General features: G+C 61.2%; 19 protein-coding genes and 3 pseudogenes. 8 read left to right on the forward strand and 14 right to left on the reverse strand.

The window, feature by feature from the left end; all coding sequences use genetic code 11:
* Window positions 1–99: 99 nt before the first annotated feature.
* Window positions 100–810, reverse strand: a complete 711-nt coding sequence (locus HNQ83_RS25240) for a glutathione S-transferase family protein (RefSeq protein WP_175391472.1) — start codon at window positions 808–810, stop codon at window positions 100–102.
* Window positions 811–1,180: 370 nt separating this feature from the next.
* Here HNQ83_RS25240 and HNQ83_RS25245 point away from each other — a divergent pair, with 370 nt between their 5' ends.
* Complete coding sequence (locus HNQ83_RS25245; protein WP_175391473.1) at window positions 1,181–1,855, forward strand: histidine phosphatase family protein; 675 nt, start codon at window positions 1,181–1,183, stop codon at window positions 1,853–1,855.
* 135 nt (window positions 1,856–1,990) lie between these two features.
* On the opposite strand, the gene mnmH is transcribed toward HNQ83_RS25245, so the two are convergent.
* From mnmH to HNQ83_RS25270, 5 genes are all read right to left on the reverse strand, one after another.
* A complete protein-coding gene (gene mnmH / locus HNQ83_RS25250; RefSeq protein WP_175391474.1) occupies window positions 1,991–3,094 on the reverse strand; it encodes a tRNA 2-selenouridine(34) synthase MnmH in 1,104 nt (367 codons plus the stop codon).
* Window positions 3,094–4,128 (reverse strand): selenide, water dikinase SelD, encoded by a 1,035-nt coding sequence (gene selD, locus HNQ83_RS25255; RefSeq protein ID WP_175391475.1) that lies wholly within the window; start codon window positions 4,126–4,128, stop codon window positions 3,094–3,096. The genes mnmH and selD overlap by 1 nt, the downstream gene beginning before the upstream one ends.
* A 149-nt stretch (window positions 4,129–4,277) precedes the next feature.
* Window positions 4,278–5,234, reverse strand: a complete 957-nt coding sequence (locus tag HNQ83_RS25260) for a zinc-binding alcohol dehydrogenase family protein (RefSeq protein ID WP_175391476.1) — start codon at window positions 5,232–5,234, stop codon at window positions 4,278–4,280.
* A 28-nt stretch (window positions 5,235–5,262) separates the two neighbouring features.
* Complete coding sequence (locus tag HNQ83_RS25265) at window positions 5,263–5,436, reverse strand: DUF1427 family protein (RefSeq protein WP_110963981.1); 174 nt, start codon at window positions 5,434–5,436, stop codon at window positions 5,263–5,265.
* Window positions 5,437–5,633: 197 nt separating this feature from the next.
* The gene (locus tag HNQ83_RS25270) at window positions 5,634–6,404 is read right to left on the reverse strand and encodes a helix-turn-helix transcriptional regulator (protein WP_175391477.1); all 771 of its coding nucleotides are present in this window, start codon (window positions 6,402–6,404) and stop codon (window positions 5,634–5,636) included.
* A gap of 148 nt (window positions 6,405–6,552) precedes the next feature.
* On the opposite strand from HNQ83_RS25270, the gene HNQ83_RS25275 reads away from it, so the two are divergent.
* Entirely contained in the window at window positions 6,553–6,780 is a 228-nt protein-coding gene (locus HNQ83_RS25275; protein ID WP_047527456.1) for a DUF6555 family protein, read from the forward strand.
* A gap of 60 nt (window positions 6,781–6,840) precedes the next feature.
* Here HNQ83_RS25275 and HNQ83_RS25280 read toward each other — a convergent pair whose 3' ends face one another.
* From HNQ83_RS25280 to HNQ83_RS25290, 4 genes and pseudogenes are all read right to left on the reverse strand, one after another.
* Window positions 6,841–7,002: a metallothionein gene (locus HNQ83_RS25280; protein WP_175391478.1), complete on the reverse strand. Its 162-nt coding sequence runs from the start codon at window positions 7,000–7,002 to the stop codon at window positions 6,841–6,843.
* A gap of 233 nt (window positions 7,003–7,235) precedes the next feature.
* Window positions 7,236–8,057, reverse strand: coding sequence for a methyl-accepting chemotaxis protein (locus HNQ83_RS31740; protein ID WP_372241932.1), 822 nt, complete (start codon window positions 8,055–8,057; stop codon window positions 7,236–7,238).
* A 36-nt stretch (window positions 8,058–8,093) separates the two neighbouring features.
* Window positions 8,094–8,918 (reverse strand): annotated as a pseudogene (locus HNQ83_RS31745) (cache domain-containing protein); the annotation flags it as partial.
* 211 nt (window positions 8,919–9,129) lie between these two features.
* Entirely contained in the window at window positions 9,130–10,446 is a 1,317-nt protein-coding gene (locus tag HNQ83_RS25290; protein ID WP_175391480.1) for a Na+/H+ antiporter family protein, read from the reverse strand.
* 577 nt (window positions 10,447–11,023) lie between these two features.
* Here HNQ83_RS25290 and HNQ83_RS31750 point away from each other — a divergent pair.
* From HNQ83_RS31750 to HNQ83_RS25300, 3 genes and pseudogenes are all read left to right on the forward strand, one after another.
* Window positions 11,024–12,094, forward strand: a pseudogene (locus tag HNQ83_RS31750) (HAMP domain-containing protein); the annotation flags it as partial.
* A 264-nt stretch (window positions 12,095–12,358) separates the two neighbouring features.
* Window positions 12,359–12,952 (forward strand): annotated as a pseudogene (locus tag HNQ83_RS31755) (methyl-accepting chemotaxis protein); the annotation flags it as partial.
* A 313-nt stretch (window positions 12,953–13,265) separates the two neighbouring features.
* Entirely contained in the window at window positions 13,266–14,942 is a 1,677-nt protein-coding gene (locus tag HNQ83_RS25300) for an MFS transporter (RefSeq protein ID WP_175391482.1), read from the forward strand.
* A gap of 127 nt (window positions 14,943–15,069) precedes the next feature.
* Here HNQ83_RS25300 and HNQ83_RS25305 read toward each other — a convergent pair whose 3' ends face one another.
* The 4 genes from HNQ83_RS25305 to HNQ83_RS25320 are packed head-to-tail and all read right to left on the reverse strand — an operon-like array spanning window position 15,070 to window position 17,692.
* The gene (locus HNQ83_RS25305; protein ID WP_175391483.1) at window positions 15,070–16,386 is read right to left on the reverse strand and encodes an ATP-binding protein; all 1,317 of its coding nucleotides are present in this window, start codon (window positions 16,384–16,386) and stop codon (window positions 15,070–15,072) included.
* Entirely contained in the window at window positions 16,383–17,051 is a 669-nt protein-coding gene (locus tag HNQ83_RS25310; RefSeq protein ID WP_175391484.1) for a response regulator transcription factor, read from the reverse strand. The genes HNQ83_RS25305 and HNQ83_RS25310 overlap by 4 nt, the downstream gene beginning before the upstream one ends.
* A gap of 3 nt (window positions 17,052–17,054) precedes the next feature.
* Window positions 17,055–17,381: a PepSY domain-containing protein gene (locus HNQ83_RS25315; protein ID WP_175391485.1), complete on the reverse strand. Its 327-nt coding sequence runs from the start codon at window positions 17,379–17,381 to the stop codon at window positions 17,055–17,057.
* Window positions 17,381–17,692, reverse strand: a complete 312-nt coding sequence (locus tag HNQ83_RS25320; RefSeq protein ID WP_175391486.1) for a PepSY domain-containing protein — start codon at window positions 17,690–17,692, stop codon at window positions 17,381–17,383. Before HNQ83_RS25320 ends, HNQ83_RS25315 begins: the two co-directional genes overlap by 1 nt.
* 220 nt (window positions 17,693–17,912) lie before the next feature.
* Here HNQ83_RS25320 and HNQ83_RS25325 point away from each other — a divergent pair, with 220 nt between their 5' ends.
* From HNQ83_RS25325 to HNQ83_RS25335, 3 genes are all read left to right on the forward strand, one after another.
* Window positions 17,913–18,992, forward strand: a complete 1,080-nt coding sequence (locus tag HNQ83_RS25325; RefSeq protein ID WP_175391487.1) for a patatin-like phospholipase family protein — start codon at window positions 17,913–17,915, stop codon at window positions 18,990–18,992.
* A 74-nt stretch (window positions 18,993–19,066) separates the two neighbouring features.
* Complete coding sequence (gene queD / locus HNQ83_RS25330; protein WP_007991413.1) at window positions 19,067–19,423, forward strand: 6-carboxytetrahydropterin synthase QueD; 357 nt, start codon at window positions 19,067–19,069, stop codon at window positions 19,421–19,423.
* A gap of 207 nt (window positions 19,424–19,630) precedes the next feature.
* Window positions 19,631–20,461: an alpha/beta fold hydrolase gene (locus tag HNQ83_RS25335; RefSeq protein ID WP_175391488.1), complete on the forward strand. Its 831-nt coding sequence runs from the start codon at window positions 19,631–19,633 to the stop codon at window positions 20,459–20,461.
* Window positions 20,462–20,479 lie beyond the last annotated feature (18 nt).

Raw genomic sequence — 20,479 nt, forward strand, 5'->3', positions numbered from 1 at the left:
AGCGAGCCTGCTCGCGAAGGCGTTGTGTCAGTCACTGCATATGCTGACTGATACGCCGCCTTCGCGAGCAGGCTCGCTCCCACAGGGTTTTGCAGTGTGTCAGTTGGAGACGGGTTTCGGGATTTCCAACCCGCGCTGCACCGCCGGCCGCGCCAGGAAGCGCTCCAGTACCCGCGTGACATTCGGGAAATTCCGGATACCCACCAGATCGCCGGCCTCATAGAAGCCGATCAGGTTGCGCACCCACGGAAAAGTGGCGATATCGGCAATGGTGTAACGCTCGCCCATGATCCAGTCCCGTCCTTCCAGGCGTTTATCGAGGACCGCGAGCAGGCGCCTGCTCTCCTCGACGTAGCGGTCACGGGGACGCTTGTCTTCGTAATCCTTGCCGGCGAACTTGTTGAAGAAACCGAGCTGGCCGAACATCGGACCGATCCCGCCCATCTGGAACATCAGCCACTGAAGGGTTTCGTAGCGGGCTGCAGTTTCCTGTGCCAGCAGTTGCCCGCTCTTGTCGGCCAGGTAAATCAGGATTGCCCCGGACTCGAACAGCGCTAACGGTCGGTCATCCGGGCCGTGGGGATCGAGGATCGCCGGGATCTTGTTGTTGGGGTTCAACGACAGGAATTCGGGGGACATCTGATCGTTGGTGTCAAAACCTACGCGGTGAGGCTCATACGGCAAGCCGATCTCTTCGAGCATGATCGAGACCTTGACGCCGTTGGGGGTCGGCAAGGAGTACAGCTGAATCCACTCCGGATACTGGGCCGGCCATTTGCGGGTGATGGGGAACGCAGACAAATCGGTCATGGGCAGGGTCCACGAGAAAATTGAGAATGCCGATCATAATGGAGATAACCCGCCATGCGTTGCCTGGGGCCATCAATACCACTGATGGTAAAGATCAACATTGATCACAGCACCCCTGCGTGCCTGCCAGTGTAGGGTGTCCATAAATCCGCAACATCCTGTCGATAACCTTGGCTCCAACCCGTTCAAGGTTATCGATAGATGGCTGCGCCACTCAGCCGGAATCGAACCAAATGGGCTTCAGAGGACTCTGAGCACTGCCTTTTTGAAAACGGACCGGCTCAACGACATGGAAAACACCCGACGCAGGAAAATCGCGGTGTAAAGGTTTGTCAGCCTTAACCCAACATGCTGAAGAACCCATTTTTCCATGACGAATTTTCTGAAACTCGCCAATCGCTTTAAACATCGCGCCTACATCTTCCTGCCTGCCCTGCTGGCATTCAGCGCGTTGTTCATGTTGCTGGAGTCCCGCGAAAGCCGTGCCCAGCAGGCGGACGGCACCCAGACGCTGGTGTTCCTGCGCCACGCGGAAAAACCCGCCGGTGGCCTGGGCCAGCTCAACTGCCAGGGGCTGAACCGGGCAATCGACCTGGCGACCCTGCTCCCGGAAAAATTCGGCAAGGCCGACTATGTGTTTGCCGCCAACCCGACCCGCAACGTCGAGGAAGGCGAACTGGACAACTCCTACAGCTACATCCGTCCGCTGATGACCATCAGCCCCAGCGCGATAAAGCTCGGCCTGCCGGTCAACATCAACTTCTCGGCCAACGACACCAGTGACCTGGCCGATGAGCTGCTGCACGACAAGTATCACAACTCGGTCATCTATACCGCCTGGTCCCATGGTTACCTGCCGGAACTGATCAACAAGGTCGCCGGGGAAGCCGTCGGCAAGAAGCAAAAGATCACCGAGGATTGGGAGTCCAGCGACTACGACTCGTTGTACGTACTGACCCTGACCTGGCACAACGGCAAGGCCAGCCTGCAAAGCCACACTTACAAGCAGGGGCTGGACAATGGACGGGAGACTTGTCCGACCTGATTTACACGGTATCTGTTCGGGCCTCATCGCGGGCAAGCCCGCTCCCACAGGGATCTTCAGCGACCACAGAATTTGTGAACAACAAAGAACACTGTGGGAGCGGGCTTGCCCGCGATGGGGCCGGAAAGAACAACATCAAATGGACTGCCCGCCCCGCTCCCGCAAATACGCCAGCACCGCCCCCCGCTCCCCCGCAAACTCGATCCGCGCGCCCTTTTTCTCCCGCTGAAACTCATACATCGGATCGTAATACTCAACCAGCAACCCCTCGATCCAGCCCCGGTGCAAATCCACCGCGCCGCTGCGCCCCTGCTCCGCCAAGGCGTCCTCCATCAACAGCATCATCCGTCGATGCCGCTCGCCACCCAGGCGCTTCTGTACGTTGTTCAGGCTGTCCAGCAAGCGCTCGGAAAACAGCACAAAGCCTTCATCGCCATGGACACGGATGAACTCGGCACACAAATCCACCACGTAATCACGCAGGATTCGCTCGACCCGCCCTTGCAGGCTGTCTTCGAGCCAGACCATCGGGAACTGCTGCATGCCCTGATACAACGGCAATGGCAATGCGCAACTGCCGATCGCGCGGTTTTCATCTTCCAGCACGAACTGTTCGAGGCCGTGGCTGCGCTTTTTCAGCAGATCCACCGCCAGACGGTTTTCAAAGTCGATATTGGAGGGTTGGCCGGTGGCACGCTTGCCGAAGCTGGAGCCGCGATGATTGGCGTGCCCTTCAAGGTCCAGCCCGTTGCGCAACTGCGTGAGCACTTCGGTTTTGCCGGTACCGGTCATGCCGCCCAACAAGACGAAATCGCACTGGTCGACGGCCTGGTCGAGGGTCTCCAGCAGGAAAGTCCGCATCGCTTTGTAGCCGCCGGCAACGCGCGGATAGTCGATGCCCGCCTCGGCCTTGAGCCACTGCTGGACGATCTGCGAACGCAGGCCGCCGCGAAAGCAATACAACAGCCCATCGGGATGCGCCCGAGCGAAGTCCGCCCAGGCCTGGATGCGCTCGGCCTTGATGGCGCCGGACACCAATTGATGCCCCAGTTCCAGGGCCGCTTGCTGACCGTGTTGTTTGTAACAGGTGCCAACCCGTTGCCGCTCGTGATCGTTCATCAGCGGCAGATTGATCGCACCAGGGAACGCGCCTTTGGCAAATTCGATCGGCGCGCGGGCATCCATCATCGGCCGGTCGTTAAGAAAAATATCGCGGTAATCGGTGCAGTCGACAGACATCAAGACACCTCGACCGCATTGTTCTGTCGCTCGACCAGCTCACCGATGGGCTCAAGGTTCAGACCCAGTTCGGCGGCGGTTTCGAGAAAGTGTCGATTGCCTGCGGGGGTGACCGCGATCAGCAGGCCACCACTGGTTTGCGGATCGCACAGAACACGTTTATGCAGTTCCTGAAGGCGTCCCAGTTTGCTGGCGTAGCTGTCGAAATTACGCAACGTGCCACCCGGTATGCAGTCCTGTGCAAGGTAATACTCGACACCCGGCAAACGCGGCACCCGGTCGTATCGGATTCGCGCGGTCAGGCCGCTGCCATCCGCCATTTCCACCAGATGCCCCAGCAGGCCAAACCCCGTGACGTCGGTCATCGCCGTCACCCCCTCGAGCTTGCCGAAGCGGCTGCCGGGTTTGTTCAGGGTGCACATCCAGTCGCGGGCCAGGCCGATATCGGCCGGGCGCAACTTGCCCTTTTTCTCGGCAGTGGTGAGGATGCCGATGCCCAACGGTTTGGTCAGGTACAGCAGGCAACCGGCGGTGGCGGTGTCGTTGCGCTTCATGTGGCGCTTTTCCACCAGGCCGGTGACGGCCAGGCCGAAGATGGGTTCCGGCGCATCGATGGAATGCCCGCCCGCCAAGGGAATGCCCGCCTCGTCACAGACTGAACGGCCACCGCGAACCACCTCCCGGGCAACCTCCGGCGCCAGCACATTGACCGGCCAGCCAAGGATCGCGATCGCCATCAACGGATCGCCGCCCATGGCGTAGATATCACTGATGGCATTGGTGGCGGCAATGCGGCCGAAATCGAAGGGATCGTCGACGATCGGCATGAAAAAATCCGTGGTCGAGACCACGCCGCGTTCTTCGTCGATGGCATACACCGCCGCATCATCGCGCGAGGCATTGCCGACCCAGAGTCTCGGGTCCAGATTCTGCGCCCCGCTGCCGGCCAGAATCACTTCCAGTACCTGGGGGGAAATCTTGCAACCGCAACCAGCACCGTGGCTGTATTGGGTCAGGCGGATCGGCTCGCTCATCGCATAGACCTCTTGTAGTCGATGCGACCGAGTCTAGTCCTGTAGGAGCGAGCACGCTCGCGATGGTCGTCAACGATAACGCTGGCTTCCTGAATGCCCGCGTTGCCAAGGCGTTTTTCGCGAGCATGCTCGCTCCTACAGGGATTGGGTTATGGCAGCAGAATCACCTTGTCGCCGCTTCCCTGATTCACCTCGGCATAACGCTCCAGCCCTTCGGCCAATGGCGACTCGAACAACCCTTGCGGCAATGGCAACAAATCCTGATCGAAGAATGTTCCGAACTGATCCAGCATCGCCGCGCAGGCTTGCACCCCGTACAGCAACGAGTTGATCCCCACCACCGATCCACCCTTGCGATACAGCGCCAATGCCGGCAACTGCACCATGCCATCCACCGGTGCGGCGATGATGGCGATGCGCCCAAAGGTGGCCAATGCCGCGACGGAGGCCGGCAGCCAGAAGCCGGTGGTGTCGAAAATCACGTCAGCGCCACCGTTGAAAACGGCGTTCACCTGTGCGCCCAAGTCTTCGGGTTTGTCGAGTTGCAGTGTCTGATAGCCCTGGGCCTGCAAGTCCTTGACCTGCTCGGGACGGCGCGCCGCCGCGAGCACCTGGGCACCCCGCACTTTCGCCAAGGCCAGCGCGGCACTGCCCACCGCCCCGCCGCCAATCACCAGCAGACGGGTTTGCGAAGTCACCAGGCTGCGTTCCAGCGCATCCCAGGCCGTGGTGTAGGGCACACCCAGGCTGGCGGCTTGAGCGAAGCTCAAATGCGTGGGTTTCAGGGCGACGCCGTTGGCCGGCAGTTTGATGTATTGCGCATGGGAACCATCGGCGAAAAAGCCCAGCTCACGGCCCGTGCCCCAGACCTGCTGGCCAATCAGCGCTGACGGGCCTTCAACGACGATGCCGGCAAAATCACGACCGGGAATCCTCGGCAAGGTGGTGTAGGGAAAGCGTCCCAGCACGTTCTTCACATCGCTGGGGTTGAGGCCCGCCGCCTTGATTTCGACCAGTACTTCATCGGCACCAGGGACGGGAGTCGGCACCTCGACGTAGCGCAGGGCAGAGAGATCGCCGGTTTTGTCGAACTGCAAAGCTTTCATGAGGTTTCCATCCAGTAGATAAAGGGATTCAGGAGATCCAGCCGGCGACCAACTGCCGGCCCATCGGCCACAGTTTTTCGCCCGCCAGCATGCCCAGCAGGCCTATCAGCGCGACGGCCGGTGGCGCGGGGGAACGAAAATCCAGGGCGCCGTACAGCAGGCCGACGCCAAGACCGATGACCAGCGAAATGAAGTAGCTCATGGCAGGCTCCGTGGGCAGTTGAGAGATGCCGCCAGTCTAGGGAGCGGCGAATGCGGACACCGGCCAAGTGCTTCTGAATTTCGGCCAAACCAACTCAAACCCTGTAGGAGCGAGCCTGCTCGCGATGGACTCAAGCGCCCCGCGTTAATTCAGGAAGCAAGCGTTATCGTTAACGTCCATCGCGAGCAGGCTCGCTCCTACAGGGTTGTGGAAAACTGTGAGGGCGCGACACCCAGTTCCCGGCGGAACATGTCGCTGAAACTGCTGGGGGAATAGCCCAACTCCCGGGCAATGGCACTGACCGGCACACCCTGGATCAATTCGGCCGCCGCCGTCGCCAGTTGCACCTGCCGCCGCCATTCGGCAAAGCCCATGCCCAGGCCGTCCTTGAACAGCCGCGCCAGGGTGCGCACGCTGGCCCCGGCGGTTTCAGCGTGTTGCTCGAAAGGAATGTCCAGGGATGGCTGGGCCATGACCGCCTGGCACAGGTTCATCAGGCGCCGGTCGGAATCGTCCGGCAGCGGGATTTTCATCTGCGAGCGCCTGGCCCGCTTGAGCTCCAGCAGCGCCAGCGCTACCAATGCCTCGTAATACTCCGGGGCACCGTCGTCGCCCTGCTCCACCAGGCCGACGATCAGTTCACGCAGCAGGCCACCCACTTCAATGACCTGCACGCTGTCATCGAGCGTCGCCGCCAGGGACGGTCGCAGGTAGATGTTGCGCATTTGCAGATCGGACACCACGCGAATCCCGTGAGGCACGCCCGGTGGCAGCCACACGGCGCGCTGCGGCGGCACCACCAGCGCCTCATGGGGCGTCTCGACCCACATTACCCCGCTCATCGCATACAGCAATTGCCCCCACACATGCTCATGGGATTCGATGAACAACCCGCGCGGATAGGTACGCGCCAGCGGTTGCACGGGCACATCGGTATCACTCAGATCCGGCGGGGCGGCAAGGGCCATGGGCAATGATCATTGGGGTTGGGGGGAATGCTTTATGTTAACCAGCCACCGGACTGGCCGCCAGTGAATGCACCCGCCTGACAATCCGGTTGAATTTTCCGAGTGGACAGCGATCCGTTTATGTACAACAGGGAGGAATACGGGCCATATGAACAATGCAAAACTCTTCGTCATCGAGTACACCCTTCATGGCGTCCCCAAATCGTTCATTATTCGTCTGGATAAAATGGACAACGCCGAGGCCTGGCATTGGGCGAGTTGCGACGCCGGCGTCGGCAGGATTCCGCGCTTTGGCCGGGAAAAAGTGCAAAAGACCAGCAAGCCGATGGCAGAGAAATTCGGTGTGGAAAATGTCAAATGGCGACCGGCGAACTGACGCCATCCGACACTGAAAGCGGAGCCCGGTCAGGCTCCACTTTCCTGTGCGCGATCGCTGTCAGCCATGGGCGCACTTGCAGCCTTCATGGGCGCACTCTTCACCGTGTTCATGGTGCTTGGCGCAGGCTTCGCAACAAAAATGCTTGCCGTGACGCACGATCGGGTGATCGCCGAGCTTGCAGTTACATCTAGGACAGTCGCATTTACGGTCATCGGTCATGGTGCTGACTCCTTTTGTGGTGGTCGTCGCAGGTCAAACAAACAACCCGTACCACCAGTGTAGGAGCTGACCTTAAACCCGGTGGTGATCGATTCCAGGAGAGGTGCCTTACTCACCGCAACTCCCCTGTGGGAGCGAGCCTGCTCGCGAATGCGGTGTGTCAACAAACATTGATGTCGGCTGACACGACGCCTTCGCGAGCAGGCTCGCTCCCACAGGTTTTGCGGTGTCTGTCAGATACGGAACTGTCCGACCAGACTGCCAAGGCGCTGCCCCAGATCCGCGAGGCTCCTGGAGGTTTGCGCGCCCTGCTGGGTCTCGCCAGCAACGTTATCCACCGCCACCGCGATCTGATGCACGCTACGGTTGATCTCTTCGGCCACGGCGGTCTGTTCTTCGGCGGCGCTGGCGATCTGGGCGTTCATCGAATTGATGGTGGCGATCAGTTGCGCCATGGTGTCCAGGGACGCGCCGGCTTCGTTGGCCTGGGCCGAGGTGCCGTCACCGGCCTCGCTGGAGCGGCGCATGGCTTCCACCGCCGACTGGGTGCCGGCCTGCAAGCGGTCGATCATGCCCTGGATTTCCTGGGTGCTGATCTGCGTACGACTGGCCAGGGCCCGGACTTCATCGGCCACCACCGCAAAACCCCGCCCGGCCTCACCGGCACGAGCCGCTTCGATGGCCGCGTTGAGCGCCAGCAGGTTGGTTTGGTCGGCAATCGAGCGAATCACCCCGAGTACGCTGACAATCGACGACACGTCTTTTTGCAGGCTGTCGAGCGACACGCCGCTGCTGCGAATGTCGTCCACCAGGGCATGAATCTTCTCGATGCTGCCGGCCACCACGCGTTTGGCGGCCTGGCCTTCTTCGTCGGTCTGCTGCGCGGCCACCGCGGCGTTTTGTGCGCTCTTGGCCACTTCCTGGGCGGCAGCGGACATTTCATTGATCGCCGTGGCGACCTGATCGGTTTCGTGACGCTGGCGCTCCATGGCCTGATCCGAGCGATGGGCCTGATCCGAGACCTGATTCACCAGCCCGGTCAGTTGCGTGGTCATTTCGCTGATCTGGCGCACCAGCCCGTGGATTTTGTCGACAAACCGGTTGAACGAACCGGCCAGCTCGCCCAGTTCATCCTGGCTGGTGATGGTCAGGCGGCGAGTCAGGTCGCCCTCGCCCGCCGCAATGTCGTCGAGATTGGCTTTCATCAGGTTCAGCGGACGCAGAATGGTGTTGGCCAACAGCATCCCGGCAGCAGCGATCAGCAACAGCACCACCACGGCCACCCCGACGATGCTCAGCACCACGCCTTGCATGCGTTCCTGGACCTTGGCTTCGACCACGGCCACTTGCGCCTCGATGCCGTCGAGGTTGACCGAGGTGCCGACCGCCATGTCCCACTTCGGCAGGTATTCGGTGTAGCCGAGTTTCGGCACCAACACTTGCGCATTGCCCGGCAGCGGCGAGCTGTATTGCAGGTAGTGGGTACCGTCCTTGGCGACTTTCACCAGGTCACGGTTGACGTAGACACCGTTCGGGTCGCGATTGTCCTTGAAGCTCTTGCCCACGCCCTCCGGGTCGTTGGCCTTGAACAGACGCACGGTCTCGGAGTCGTAGCCGAAGAAGTAGCCTTCCTTGCCGTACTTGATGTTCGACAGCAACTTGATCGCCTGGGCCCGCGCCGCGTTGTCGCCTTGGGCGGCAGCGTCGTACAGCGGCTTGATGGTGGTCATGGCCACGGCCACGTAGCTTTGCAGGGTGGCCTTGGCATCGCTGAGCAGGCGCTCGCGGGTTTCCTCGACCTCGTGACGCGCCTGGCCCTGGAGGATGAACAGGGTGGTTAGGCTGATGACCAGCGCAAAGAGCAACACCGGGAGGACGGCAAGGGACAGGACTTTGGCCTTCAGGCTCATGCGCATGGCGTTCACTCTTTTGATTTTATTGGCGTGGGTAAAGGCTTTAACGGCACGCCAGGTCAAAAGTTGAACTCAAGGCCACATTGCCCCCTCCCCTGTGGGAGCGAGCCTGCTTGCGAATGCGGTGTGTCAACAAACATTGATGTCGACTGATACACCGTCTTCGCGAGCAGGCTCGCTCCCACAGTGGTTGTAGGGTGTCAGGGAAAACGAGTTAGAGGACCATCGCGGCCAGCCACCCAAACGCCAGCAACGGCAGGTTGTAATGCAGAAAGGTCGGGACCACGGTGTCCCAGATGTGGTGATGCTGGCCGTCGATGTTCAGGCCGGAGGTCGGGCCGAGGGTCGAGTCCGAGGCTGGCGAACCGGCGTCCCCCAGGGCGCCGGCGGTGCCGACGATGCAGACGATGGCGATCGGGCTGAAGCCCAGTTGCACGCACAACGGCACGAAAATCACCGCCAGGATCGGCACCGTGGAAAACGACGAGCCGATGCCCATGGTCACCAGCAGCCCCACCAGCAACATCATCAGCGCGCCAATGGCTTTGCTGTGGTCGATCCACGAGGCGGACGCTTCAACCAGTGTCTGCACTTCCCCGGTCGCCTTGATCACCTCGCCGAACCCGGAGGCGGCGATCATGATGAAGCCGATCATCGCCATCATTTTCATGCCTTCGGTGAACAGGTCATCGGTATCACGCCACTTGACGATGCCCGACAGCGAAAAGATCAGGAAGCCGGCCAGCGCGCCAATAATCATCGAGTCCAGCAGCAACTGAATGATGAACGCCGCGGCGATGGCCATGAGCGCCACCATGAGGCTCAACGGGTTGTATTGCACCGCCACCTGTTCCACCTGCTCGATCTTCGCCAGGTCGTAGATGCGCTTCTTGCGGTAACTGATGAACGCCACCCCGAGCCCAACCAGCATGCCCAGCGCCGGGATGCCCATGGCATGGGTGACGTTGATGCCGCTGACATCCACGCCGCTGCGGGCCACATTGGCCAGCAGAATTTCATTGAGAAAGATGTTGCCGAAGCCCACCGGCAGGAACATGTACGGGGTGATCAGGCCGAAGGTGATAACGCAGGCGATCAACCGGCGGTCCAGTTGCAACTTGGTCAGTACGTATAGGAGCGGCGGCACCAGCAATGGAATGAAGGCGATATGGATCGGCAAAATGTTCTGCGAGGCAATGGCCACCACCCAGAGCAGGCCGATCAGCAACCATTTGACCTGACCGCCACCGGTGGCGTGCTGGCGATCGACCATCGCCAGGGCCTTGTCGGCCAGGGCGTGGGCCAGGCCGGACTTGGCAATGGCCACGGCGAAAGCGCCGAGCAACGCGTAGGACAACGCCACCGTCGCCCCACCGCCGAGGCCGCTGTTGAAGGCCTTGAGCGTCGCTTCGATACCCAGGCCACCGGTCAGGCCGCCCACCAGGGCACCGACAATCAGCGCGATGACCACATGCACGCGGGACAGACTGAGTATCAGCATGATGCCGACCGCGGCAATCACTGCATTCATTTCATTACCTCGAGACAAACGGAAAGACTCCGTCCGGCAGTCTGCGAGAGCCGCCAGCGGATGTAGGAGTGGGTTTTATTAGAGGGCGCGCACTGTGCCGCACAGTCACCTCCGTGTCAAAGCGTGCGGGCCCTGTGGATATGTAACGACATATGAATACCTGTAGGAGCGAGCCTGCTCGCGATGAACCACCAGGCACCGCGGGCATCCAGGCTCCCCGCGTCATCGTTGACCACCATCGCGAGCAGGCTCGCTCCTACAGGGAGAGTTTTTGATAGCCGATAGACGGAATAAAGAAAGCCAATTTCCGGCCGTTACAGTGCAAAGTCTCAGATATTTATCGAATAAGGACGTCCCCATGTCGCTCAGACAACTTTCCATTCAATGGAAAATCACCCTGCTGGCCGGTCTTTGCCTGGCGGGCATCGTGACCCTGCTGGTGGGGCTTTCGCTGTATCGCATGGAGCACAGCTCCGAGCTGGTGAAAGCTTCGAGCATGGAGATGTTGACCGAAGCCGCCCAGGCGCGGATCGAATCCCAGGGCGAGAACCAGGCGCTGAACATTCGCCAGCAGTTCATGGATGCCTATCAATATGGCCACGGCTTTTCGCGGCAGGTGCTGTTTCTGCGCGATCAGGCCGAGAAGCGCTTTCTCGACGCCTTCGACCTGCGCGAAGACCTGACCCGCCAGGTCAAGTCGGCCCTGCAAGCCAACCCGGAACTGCTGGGGCTGTCCCTGGTGTTCGAACCCAACGGACTGGATGGCAAGGACGAACTGTTCGCCGACCAGAGCGAAGTCGGCAGCAACGAAAAGGGGCGCTTTGCCCTGTATTGGTCGCAACCGACACCCGGCCAGCTGACCTCCATGCCCCTGCCGGAAAAAGACATCGCCGATACCAGCACCGGCCCCAGTGGCGAACCGGCCAATGCCTGGTTCACTTGCCCGCGCACCACCCTCAAGCCCTGCGTGATCGAGCCGTATTTTTATGTGATCGACGGCCAGAACGTGCTGATGACCAGCATCGTTTTCCCTTTGATGGTCAACGGCAAGGTCATCGCCTCGCTGTCGGTGGACATCAACCTCAACAGCCTGCAAGCGGTCAGCCAGAGCGCGAGCAAAAAGCTGTATGACGGCCAGACCAGCGTCAGCATCGTCAGCCCGGCCGGCCTGCTTGCCGGGTACAGCCCGGATGCCAGCAAACTCAGTCAGCGCCTGGAAACCGTGGACCCGCGCAACGGTGCCGAGCTGATGCGCATGCTCGCTGCCGCCATCAAGACCAGCAGCCTGCACAGCGATCAGCAGCTCAAGGTGCTGGCGCCGTTCCAGCCGATTCCGGACGGAAAATCCTGGGGTGTCTTGCTCGACGTGCCGGAGAAAGTGCTGGTCGGCCCTGCCGAGGCGCTGAAAAAACAGCTGGATGAAAGCAACACCGCCGGCACCCTGACCGAACTCGGCCTGGGCGTACTGGCCGCGTTGATCGGCTTGCTGTTGGTGTGGCTGATGGCCCGCAGTGTGACCAAGCCGATCCTTGGCGTGGCGCACATGCTCGAAGACATCGCCAGCGGCGAAGGCGACCTGACCCGCCGTCTGGCCTACGACAAAAAGGATGAGCTGGGCCAGTTGGCCGGCTGGTTCAACCGTTTCCTCGACAAACTGCAACCGATCATCGCCGAGGTCAAACGCTCGGTGCAGGATGCCCGCAGCACCGCCGACGAATCCTCCGCCATTGCCACCCAGACCAGCGCCGGCATGGAACAGCAATACCGCCAGGTGGATCAGGTCGCCACCGCCTCTCACGAAATGAGCGCCACCGCCCAGGACGTTGCCCGCAGCGCTGCCCAGGCGGCACAGGCCGCACGGGACGCCGACCAGGCCACCCGCCAGGGCCTGACTGTGATCGATCGCACCACCACCAGCATCGACAACCTGGCCGCCGACATGAGTGCGGCGATGATTCAGGTCGAAGGTCTGGCGGCCAATAGCGAGAAGATCGGCTCGGTCCTGGAAGTGATCCGCGCCATCGCCGAACAGACCAACCTGCTGGCGCTCAACGCTGCGATCGAAGCGGCCCGTGCCGGTGAGGCCGGACGTGGCTTTGCCGTGGTGGCCGATGAAGTGCGCAATCTGGCACGACGCACCCAGGAATCGGTGGAGGAAACTCGCCTGGTGATCGAGCAACTGCAAAGCGGCACCCAGGATGTGGTGGGGTCGATGGGCAACAGCCATCGTCAGGCCCAGGGCAGCGTCGAACAGGTCGGCCAGGCGGTAACGGCGCTGCGGCAGATCGGCGAAGCGGTGACGGTCATCAGCGACATGAACCTGCAGATCGCCAGTGCCGCCGAAGAACAAAGCGCGGTGGCCGAAGAGATCAACAACAACGTGGCGACCATTCGCGACGTGACCGAGTCGCTGTCGGGGCAGGCCAATGAATCGGCGCGGGTGAGCCAGTCGCTCAATAGCCTGGCCAATCAACAGCAAAGCCTGATGGATCAGTTCCGCGTTTAACCCCGCCTGCGGAAAACCTGTGGGAGCGAGCCTGCTCGCGAAGGCGATTGAACATTCAACATAGAGTTGACTGATCTACCGTCTTCGCGAGCAGGCTCGCTCCCACAGGTGTTGTCTCACCCATCCACATGATGGCGAGTGGATATCTTCTCAATCGCGATTATGCTTCTACAAACCTTGCAGCGATGCGAGGCCGTCTGTTTGTGTCCACGCTTCGCGCAATCCGTAGTCCGATGACATCAGCCCCAGGGCCAGGGTGCGGCAACAACACTGAAGGTACTCCGGCCTTACACAAGAACAACGGAGAAAACTCATGGCGGCAATCGACAATACAACCACGGGCAGCGCGCCCAACCGCGGGATCACCCGGGAGGAGCGCAAGGTCATTTTCGCCTCGTCCCTGGGCACCGTGTTCGAATGGTATGACTTCTACCTGTACGGCTCCCTCGCCGCGATCATCGCCAAGCACTTCTTCGCTGGCGTCAACGAGACCACCTCCTTCATTTTCGCCCTCCTCGCCTTTGCCGCCGGCTTCGCTGTCCGGCCCTTCGGCGCCATCGTGTTCGGCCGGTTGGGCGACATGATCGGACGCAAGCACACCTTCCTCATCACCATTGTGATCATGGGTGTCTCCACGGCGGTGGTGGGTTTCCTGCCCGGGTACGCGACCATCGGGGTGGCGGCGCCGATCATCCTGATTACCCTGCGCCTGTTGCAAGGTTTGGCGCTGGGTGGGGAATACGGCGGTGCGGCGACCTACGTGGCCGAACATGCGCCGAAAGGCAAACGCGGTTATTTCACTTCGTGGATTCAGACCACCGCGACCCTCGGCCTGTTTCTCTCACTGCTGGTGATCCTCGCCTGTCGTACAGCGCTGGGTACTGAAGCCTTCGAAGCCTGGGGCTGGCGGATTCCGTTCCTGCTGTCGATCCTGTTGCTGATCGTCTCGGTGTACATCCGCCTGCAATTGAGCGAATCGCCGGTGTTCATGAAAATGAAGGCCGAAGGCAAGGCCTCCAAGGCGCCGCTGACCGAATCCTTCGCACGCTGGGACAACCTGAAGATCGTGATCATGGCCCTGCTCGGCGGTACCGCCGGCCAGGCCGTGGTCTGGTACACCGGGCAGTTCTATGCGCTGTTCTTCCTGCTGCAGACGCTGAAGATCGACGCGCAGACCGCCAACCTGCTGATTGCCGGCTCGCTGCTGATCGGCACGCCGTTCTTCGTCATCTTCGGCAGCCTGTCCGACCGCATCGGCCGCAAGGGCATCATCATGGCCGGCTGCATCCTGGCGGCGCTGACGTACTTCCCGATCTTCCATGCGCTGACCCAATACGGTAACCCCGACGTGTTCGTCGCACAGGAGAAGAACCCCGTCACAGTGATCGCCGATCCCGGCCAGTGCTCGTTCCAGTTCGACCCGGTGGGCAAGGCCAAATTCACCAGTTCCTGCGACCTGGCCAAAACCGTGCTGGCGAAAAGGGCCATTCCTTATCAGAACGTGAAAGCCGAACCGGGTACGGTTGCGCAGGTGCGCATCGGTGAGAAAGTGCTCACCAGCTTCGAAGGCACCGGCATGCCGGCCGCCGACTTCAAGGCGCAGAACGACGCGTTCACGGCCTCGCTCGCCACCGCCCTCAAGGAAGCCGGTTACCCCGAGAAGGCTGACCCGGCCAAGTCCAACTATCCGATGGTGCTGCTGCTCCTGACGATCCTGGTGATCTACGTGACCATGGTCTACGGCCCGATCGCCGCCTGGCTGGTGGAATTGTTCCCGGCACGCATCCGCTACACCTCGATGTCGCTGCCCTACCACATCGGCAATGGCTGGTTCGGCGGTTTCCTGCCGACGGTGGCCTTCGCCATGGTCGCGGCCACCGGGGACATCTACTACGGGTTGTGGTACCCGATCGTCATCGCGGTGATGACGGCCGTGCTGGGGATTTTCTTCATGCCGGAAACCAAGGATCGGGAGATTCATCACACCTGAGATGCGCAACACAGATCATTGTAGGAGTGAGCCCTGCTCGCGATGGCGGAGTGTCAGTCGATGAAAATATTGGCTGACACTCCGCCATCGCGAGCAGGCTCACTCCTACAGGGTTTGCGGTGTACGTTCAGGTGCGTTTCGGCAACTCGATCAGCACCTTCAACCCGCCCCACTCGCTCTCCTGTAAGCGCAACACCCCGCCCCAGGTGTCGACGATGTCACGCACGATGCCCAATCCCAGGCCATGCCCGTCAGTCTGTTCATCCAGCCGGGTACCGCGGCTGAACACCTGATCGCGGCGGTCTTCGGGAATACCCGGCCCGTCATCCTCCACACTCAGCTCAAACCCTTGCGCGGTCTCGATCACGCTCAAGCGGACCTCGGCGTCCGCCCATTTGCAGGCGTTGTCCAGCAGGTTGCCGAGCAACTCCAGCAGGTCTTCGCGATCCCACGGCAACTGCAGGTCCGCCGGGGATCGATAGCTCAAGGAAAGGTGTTCGCCGTGGATCATGTTCAAGGTCGCCAGCAAGCCTGGCAGTTCGGCATCGCAGTCGAACAGCGCGCCAGGCAGTGCGTCACCCGCCAGCCGGGCGCGGTTGAGCTCGCGGTTGAGCCGCTGCTGGACCTGTTCCAGTTGTGTCTTGAGGATCTTGCGCAATTGCGGGTGCGCGTCGAGCTGTTCGCTCGAGGCCAGACTCAACAGCACCGCCAACGGCGTTTTCAAGGCGTGCCCGAGATTGCCCAAGGCATTGCGCGAACGCTTGAGGCTGTCTTCAGTGTGGGTCAGCAAATGGTTGATTTGCGTCACCAGCGGTTCCAGCTCCACTGGCACCTGGTCATCCAGTTGCGATCGCTGCCCCTGCTGCAACTGCGCGATCTGTTCCCGGGCCCTTTCCAGCGGCCGCAGGGCGCGCCGCACGGTGATCCGTTGCAACAGCAGAATCAGCACCAACCCGGCCAGTCCCAGGCCGAGACCGATTTGCCGCATGCGCTGGAAACTCTCGCGCACCGGCGTGTAATCCTGCGCGACGCTGATGGAAATCGACTGGCCGAGGCGCCGATAGTCCGAACGCAGCACCAGCAGTTGCTGGCCCTCCGGCCCCAGTTGCAGGTTGCTGTGCAGGCCGGGATGTTCGAGGCGCGGCAGTTCCTGGTCCCACAACGAACGGGATCGCCAATGACTGTCGGCAAAATCGATACGGAAATAATGACCGGAAAACGGTCGTTGATACGCCGGCGACAGGTGCCGCTCATCCAGCTGCAAGCCCTGCGGGCCGCGTACCAGCGCCACCAGCAGGTTCTCGCTGTCGTTGCGCAACCCCGCTTCGAGGTAACGCTGCAAGCCCACTTCGAATAGCCACAAGCTGGTTTGCGCCAGCACCAGGCCGACCACCACCATCACGCTGATCAGGCCAAGGCTCAACCGACGCTGAATCGACCTCACTGCGCTTGCCCGCCGAACAGATAACCCTGGCCGCGACGGGTTTCGATCACGCTGCGCCCCAGTTTGCGGCGCAGGTGATTGACATGGACTTCCAGCACGTTGGAGTCGCGTTCGGATTCACCGTCGTAGAGGTGGTCGGCGAGATGGCTTTTGGAAAGGATCTGTTGCGGGTGCAGCATGAAATAGCGCAGCAAACGAAATTCCGCGGCGGTCAGTTGAATGTCGGCGCCGTCGCGGGTCACGCACTGACGGCCTTCATCCAGTTGCAGCCCGGCGGCCTTGAGGGTCGGCTGATTGACCTGGCCATGGGAGCGACGCAGCAACGCCTGAACCCGCAGGTGCAATTCTTCAGGATGGAAAGGCTTGGTCAGGTAATCGTCGGCGCCGGCCTTGAGCCCTTCGATGCGCTCGGCCCAGGAACCGCGGGCGGTGAGGATCAGCACCGGCGTCGCCAGCCCGCCGGCGCGCCACTGCGCCAGCACCTCAAGCCCCGGCAGACCTGGCAGGCCGAGGTCGAGGATGATCAGGTCATAGGGTTCGCTGCTGCCCTGGTACACCGCGTCGCGACCGTCGGCCAGCCAATCCACGGCGTACCCCTGGCGATGGAGGCCGGCCATCAGTTCGTCGGCCAGGGGTACATGGTCTTCCACCAGGAGCAAACGCATCGGTCAATCTTCCTTGTCTTTGAGTAAACGGCCGGTGGCGGCATCGAGGTCCAGTTCGCGGACCACGCCTTCCGTGGTCAGCAACTCGACCTCATACATGTAGACGCCGTGCTTCTCTTCAAGCTCGGCTTCCAACAATTTGGCGCCGGGATAACGATCCAGCGCGTTTTGCAGTACTTGCTCCAGCGGCAGAATCACACCCTGCTGACGCAGGCGCAGGGCTTCATCCTGGTCGAGGTCGCGGGCCATTGTCACCGAGCAGAATGCAACAAGCGCCAGGGCCAGGCGGCCTGTGGCGCGTGCGGATGGAAAAGGTAAAAACGATTTCATTAAGTGTCCTGATGATCCTTGCGCAAAAGCCCGTCGGCCGCGTCCAGCTCAAGCTCCCATTCCACACCCTGCGGGTCGGTCAGTTCGATTCGATAAAGGTAAGTGCCGTACCTTTTCTTTAACTCGATTTCGATGATTTTCGCACCCGGATGCCGGGCCAGGGCCACGGCCTCGACCTGCTCGATCGGCACAATGGTACCAGCGTCGATCAGTTTCCGGGCTTCGTCAGAGCGTAGCTCCCGGGTGTGGCCAAGGTTTGCGGTCAAACCGAAGAGGGTCAATGCAATGAACAGGGCAGCCAGTATTTTCACGGGTGTCTCCGAATTTCTTGTGTTTCTTCATGGACACCACCTTAGCCATTCGAACTTAATTGAAACTGAATGGCCATCATTGGTAACCCCCAATCCCTGTGGGAGCGAGCCTGCTCGCGAAAGGGCCGTGTCAGTCACTATCAATGTTGAATGTCAGACCGCTTTCGCGAGCAGGCTCGCTCCCACATAATCCGCGTGTTTGCCAACTTTCGAGACCGGTATGACCGCCATCCACATCAAGTTCCCCTCCCTGACGATCAAGGCCGGTCCGCGTGCCTTTGCGCGCATTCGTGAACATGGCCTCAACGCCGTCGATGTCGGTACGCTGCCGGGCGCCGCCGGTGGGCCGAAGGCGCTGGGCATCCAGGGGCTGGACCTGGCGCTGTTCGGCCAATGGCTGCCGTCGGCGCCCCGGGAGCGCTCGCTGATCGGGGCTTCGGTCGGCTCCTGGCGTTTCGCCAGCGCCTGTCTGCCGGATGCCGCCGAAGGCATCCGCCGTCTCGGTCAGCTCTACACCGAGCAGAACTTCGCCAAGGGCGTGACCATGGCGCAGATCAGCCAGAGCTCGCGGCGCATGCTCGACGATTTGCTTGACGGTCGCGATGCGGCCCTGCTCGACAACGCCCACTACCGCCTGAACATCATGGTGGTCAAAAGCCACGGTCTGCTGGCGGACGATCATCGCGGCCGCCTGGGCTTGGGCCTGTCATCGGTGATCGCCGACAACCTGCGCGGCCGCGCTCGACTGTCGCGGCACTTCGAGCGACTGATCATCCACGATCCGCGCCTGGCGCCGCCGGTCAACGCATTGAACGACTTTCCGTCCCGCTTCGTCCCGCTGGACGCCAACAACCTGCGCCAGGCCCTGCTCGCCTCGGGGTCGATCCCGATGGTGATGGAAGGCGTGCGCGACCTGCCGGGGGCCGGCGCCGGCACGTTCCGCGACGGCGGTTTGCTGGACTATCACCTCGACCTGCCCTACAGCGGCAACGACATCGTGCTGTATCCGCACTTCACCGACCGGGTGATTCCCGGCTGGTTCGACAAGACCCTGCCCTGGCGCCGTGCCTGCCCGGAGCGCCTGCAGAATGTCCTGCTACTGGCGCCGTCAAGGGAATACCTGGCACGCCTGCCCTACGGCAAACTGCCGGACCGTAACGACTTCAAACGCTTCATGGGCGATGCCCCGAGTCGGCAGAAATACTGGCGCGCGACCATGGACGAAAGCCGTCGGCTGGGCGATGAGTTTCTCGAACTGGCCGCCAACGGTCGCCTCGGCGAGCGCTTGCTGACCCTTTAGTCAGGACAAACTGTTAAACTCGACGCCTGCCCACATCGCTGCGGCGATCGCCACCTGAACAGAGCTGAAACCCCTTGGAAATTTTCAAAGAATTCACCTTCGAATCCGCCCACCGCCTGCCCCACGTCCCCGAGGGCCACAAGTGCGGGCGCCTGCACGGTCACTCGTTCAAAGTGGCGATTCACCTGAGCGGCGACCTCGATCCGCATACCGGCTGGATCCGCGACTTTTCGGAGATCAAGGCGATCTTCAAGCCGCTGTATGAGCGTCTGGACCACAACTACCTGAACGACATTCCAGGCCTGGAAAACCCGACCAGTGAAGTGCTGGCCAAATTCATCTGGAACGAGATGAAGCCGTTGTTGCCGGAACTCAGCGCCATCCGCATTCACGAGACGTGCACCAGTGGGTGCATCTATCGCGGCGAATAACCGATCAAAATGGCCTCCTGTGGGAGCGAGCCTGCTCGCGAATGCGGTCTGACATTCAACATTGTTGGTGACTGACACGACCTCTTCGCGAGCAGGCTCGCTCCCACAAGGGGAATTGCAGTTTGTCAGGGAAATAGAGAACAGCCTTCAACGGCTGTTTTTTTATGCCTATGCTTTTTGGCTCTCACACGCCAAGAGGACCCGCCCATGACTGACTGGCCACTGGCTCAGACCTATCGCTTCAACGGTAATGAAGTTCGCTACGCCGTACGGGGCGACGGCCCGCCGTTGGTATTCGTGCATGGCACGCCCTTTTCTTCCTATGTCTGGCACCGCATCGCGCCGCATTTCATCACCACCCACCGGGTGCATTACTTCGATTTGCTGGGCTATGGGCAGTCCGATAAAGTCGACGGTGATGTTTCGCTCGGCGTGCAGAATCAGTTGTTGGCACAGCTGCTGGAACACTGGGGGCTGGATTGCCCGGACGTGGTGGCCCACGATTTCGGTGGCGCGACGGTGCTGCGTGCGCATCTGCTTAACGGCAAGGATTACCGCAGCCTGACACTGATCGACCCGGTGGCGCTCACGCCCTGGGGTTCGCCGTTCGTGCAGCATGTGCGTCAACACGAGGCCGCCTTCAGCGGGCTGCCCGACTACATCCAACGGGCCATCGTGCCGGCCTATGTTCGCGGAGCGATCAAGCGGGACATCCCGGACGACGAACTCGCCCCCTACGTGCAGCCGTGGCTGGGCGAGCCGGGGCAAGCGGCGTTCTATCGGCAGATCGCGCAGATGGACGAACGCTATACCCGCGAGGCCGAAGGGTTGTACCCGAGGATTCGCTGTCCGGTGCAGATACTCTGGGGTGAAGATGATCAGTGGATTCCCATCGAACGTGGGCGCGCCTTGCAACAGATGATTCCCGGGGCGCAATTTCACGCCGTCCCCAACGCAGGGCATCTGGTTCAGGAAGATGCGCCCGAAGCCATCGTTGCCGCGCTGCTGAAATTTCTACCCTTGCACAAATCTCCCTGATAAACCCCATTTACCTGT

The sequence above is a fragment of the Pseudomonas sp. C2B4 genome (genome assembly GCF_013359695.1).
Lineage (GTDB): Bacteria > Pseudomonadota > Gammaproteobacteria > Pseudomonadales > Pseudomonadaceae > Aquipseudomonas.

Excerpts from the sequence above, each read along its gene's own strand:
- HNQ83_RS25240 (WP_175391472.1), bottom strand. The coding sequence starts at position 810 with ATGACCGATTTGTCTGCGTTCCCCATCACCCGCAAATGGCCGGCCCAG.
- HNQ83_RS25245 (WP_175391473.1), top strand. The coding sequence starts at position 1,181 with ATGACGAATTTTCTGAAACTCGCCAATCGCTTTAAACATCGCGCCTAC.
- mnmH (WP_175391474.1), bottom strand. The coding sequence starts at position 3,094 with ATGTCTGTCGACTGCACCGATTACCGCGATATTTTTCTTAACGACCGG.
- selD (WP_175391475.1), bottom strand. The coding sequence starts at position 4,128 with ATGAGCGAGCCGATCCGCCTGACCCAATACAGCCACGGTGCTGGTTGC.
- HNQ83_RS25260 (WP_175391476.1), bottom strand. The coding sequence starts at position 5,234 with ATGAAAGCTTTGCAGTTCGACAAAACCGGCGATCTCTCTGCCCTGCGC.
- HNQ83_RS25265 (WP_110963981.1), bottom strand. The coding sequence starts at position 5,436 with ATGAGCTACTTCATTTCGCTGGTCATCGGTCTTGGCGTCGGCCTGCTG.
- HNQ83_RS25270 (WP_175391477.1), bottom strand. The coding sequence starts at position 6,404 with ATGGCCCTTGCCGCCCCGCCGGATCTGAGTGATACCGATGTGCCCGTG.
- HNQ83_RS25275 (WP_047527456.1), top strand. The coding sequence starts at position 6,553 with ATGAACAATGCAAAACTCTTCGTCATCGAGTACACCCTTCATGGCGTC.
- HNQ83_RS25280 (WP_175391478.1), bottom strand. The coding sequence starts at position 7,002 with ATGACCGATGACCGTAAATGCGACTGTCCTAGATGTAACTGCAAGCTC.
- HNQ83_RS31740 (WP_372241932.1), bottom strand. The coding sequence starts at position 8,057 with ATGACCACGCAACTGACCGGGCTGGTGAATCAGGTCTCGGATCAGGCC.
- HNQ83_RS25290 (WP_175391480.1), bottom strand. The coding sequence starts at position 10,446 with ATGAATGCAGTGATTGCCGCGGTCGGCATCATGCTGATACTCAGTCTG.
- HNQ83_RS25300 (WP_175391482.1), top strand. The coding sequence starts at position 13,266 with ATGGCGGCAATCGACAATACAACCACGGGCAGCGCGCCCAACCGCGGG.
- HNQ83_RS25310 (WP_175391484.1), bottom strand. The coding sequence starts at position 17,051 with ATGCGTTTGCTCCTGGTGGAAGACCATGTACCCCTGGCCGACGAACTG.
- HNQ83_RS25315 (WP_175391485.1), bottom strand. The coding sequence starts at position 17,381 with ATGAAATCGTTTTTACCTTTTCCATCCGCACGCGCCACAGGCCGCCTG.
- HNQ83_RS25325 (WP_175391487.1), top strand. The coding sequence starts at position 17,913 with ATGACCGCCATCCACATCAAGTTCCCCTCCCTGACGATCAAGGCCGGT.
- HNQ83_RS25335 (WP_175391488.1), top strand. The coding sequence starts at position 19,631 with ATGACTGACTGGCCACTGGCTCAGACCTATCGCTTCAACGGTAATGAA.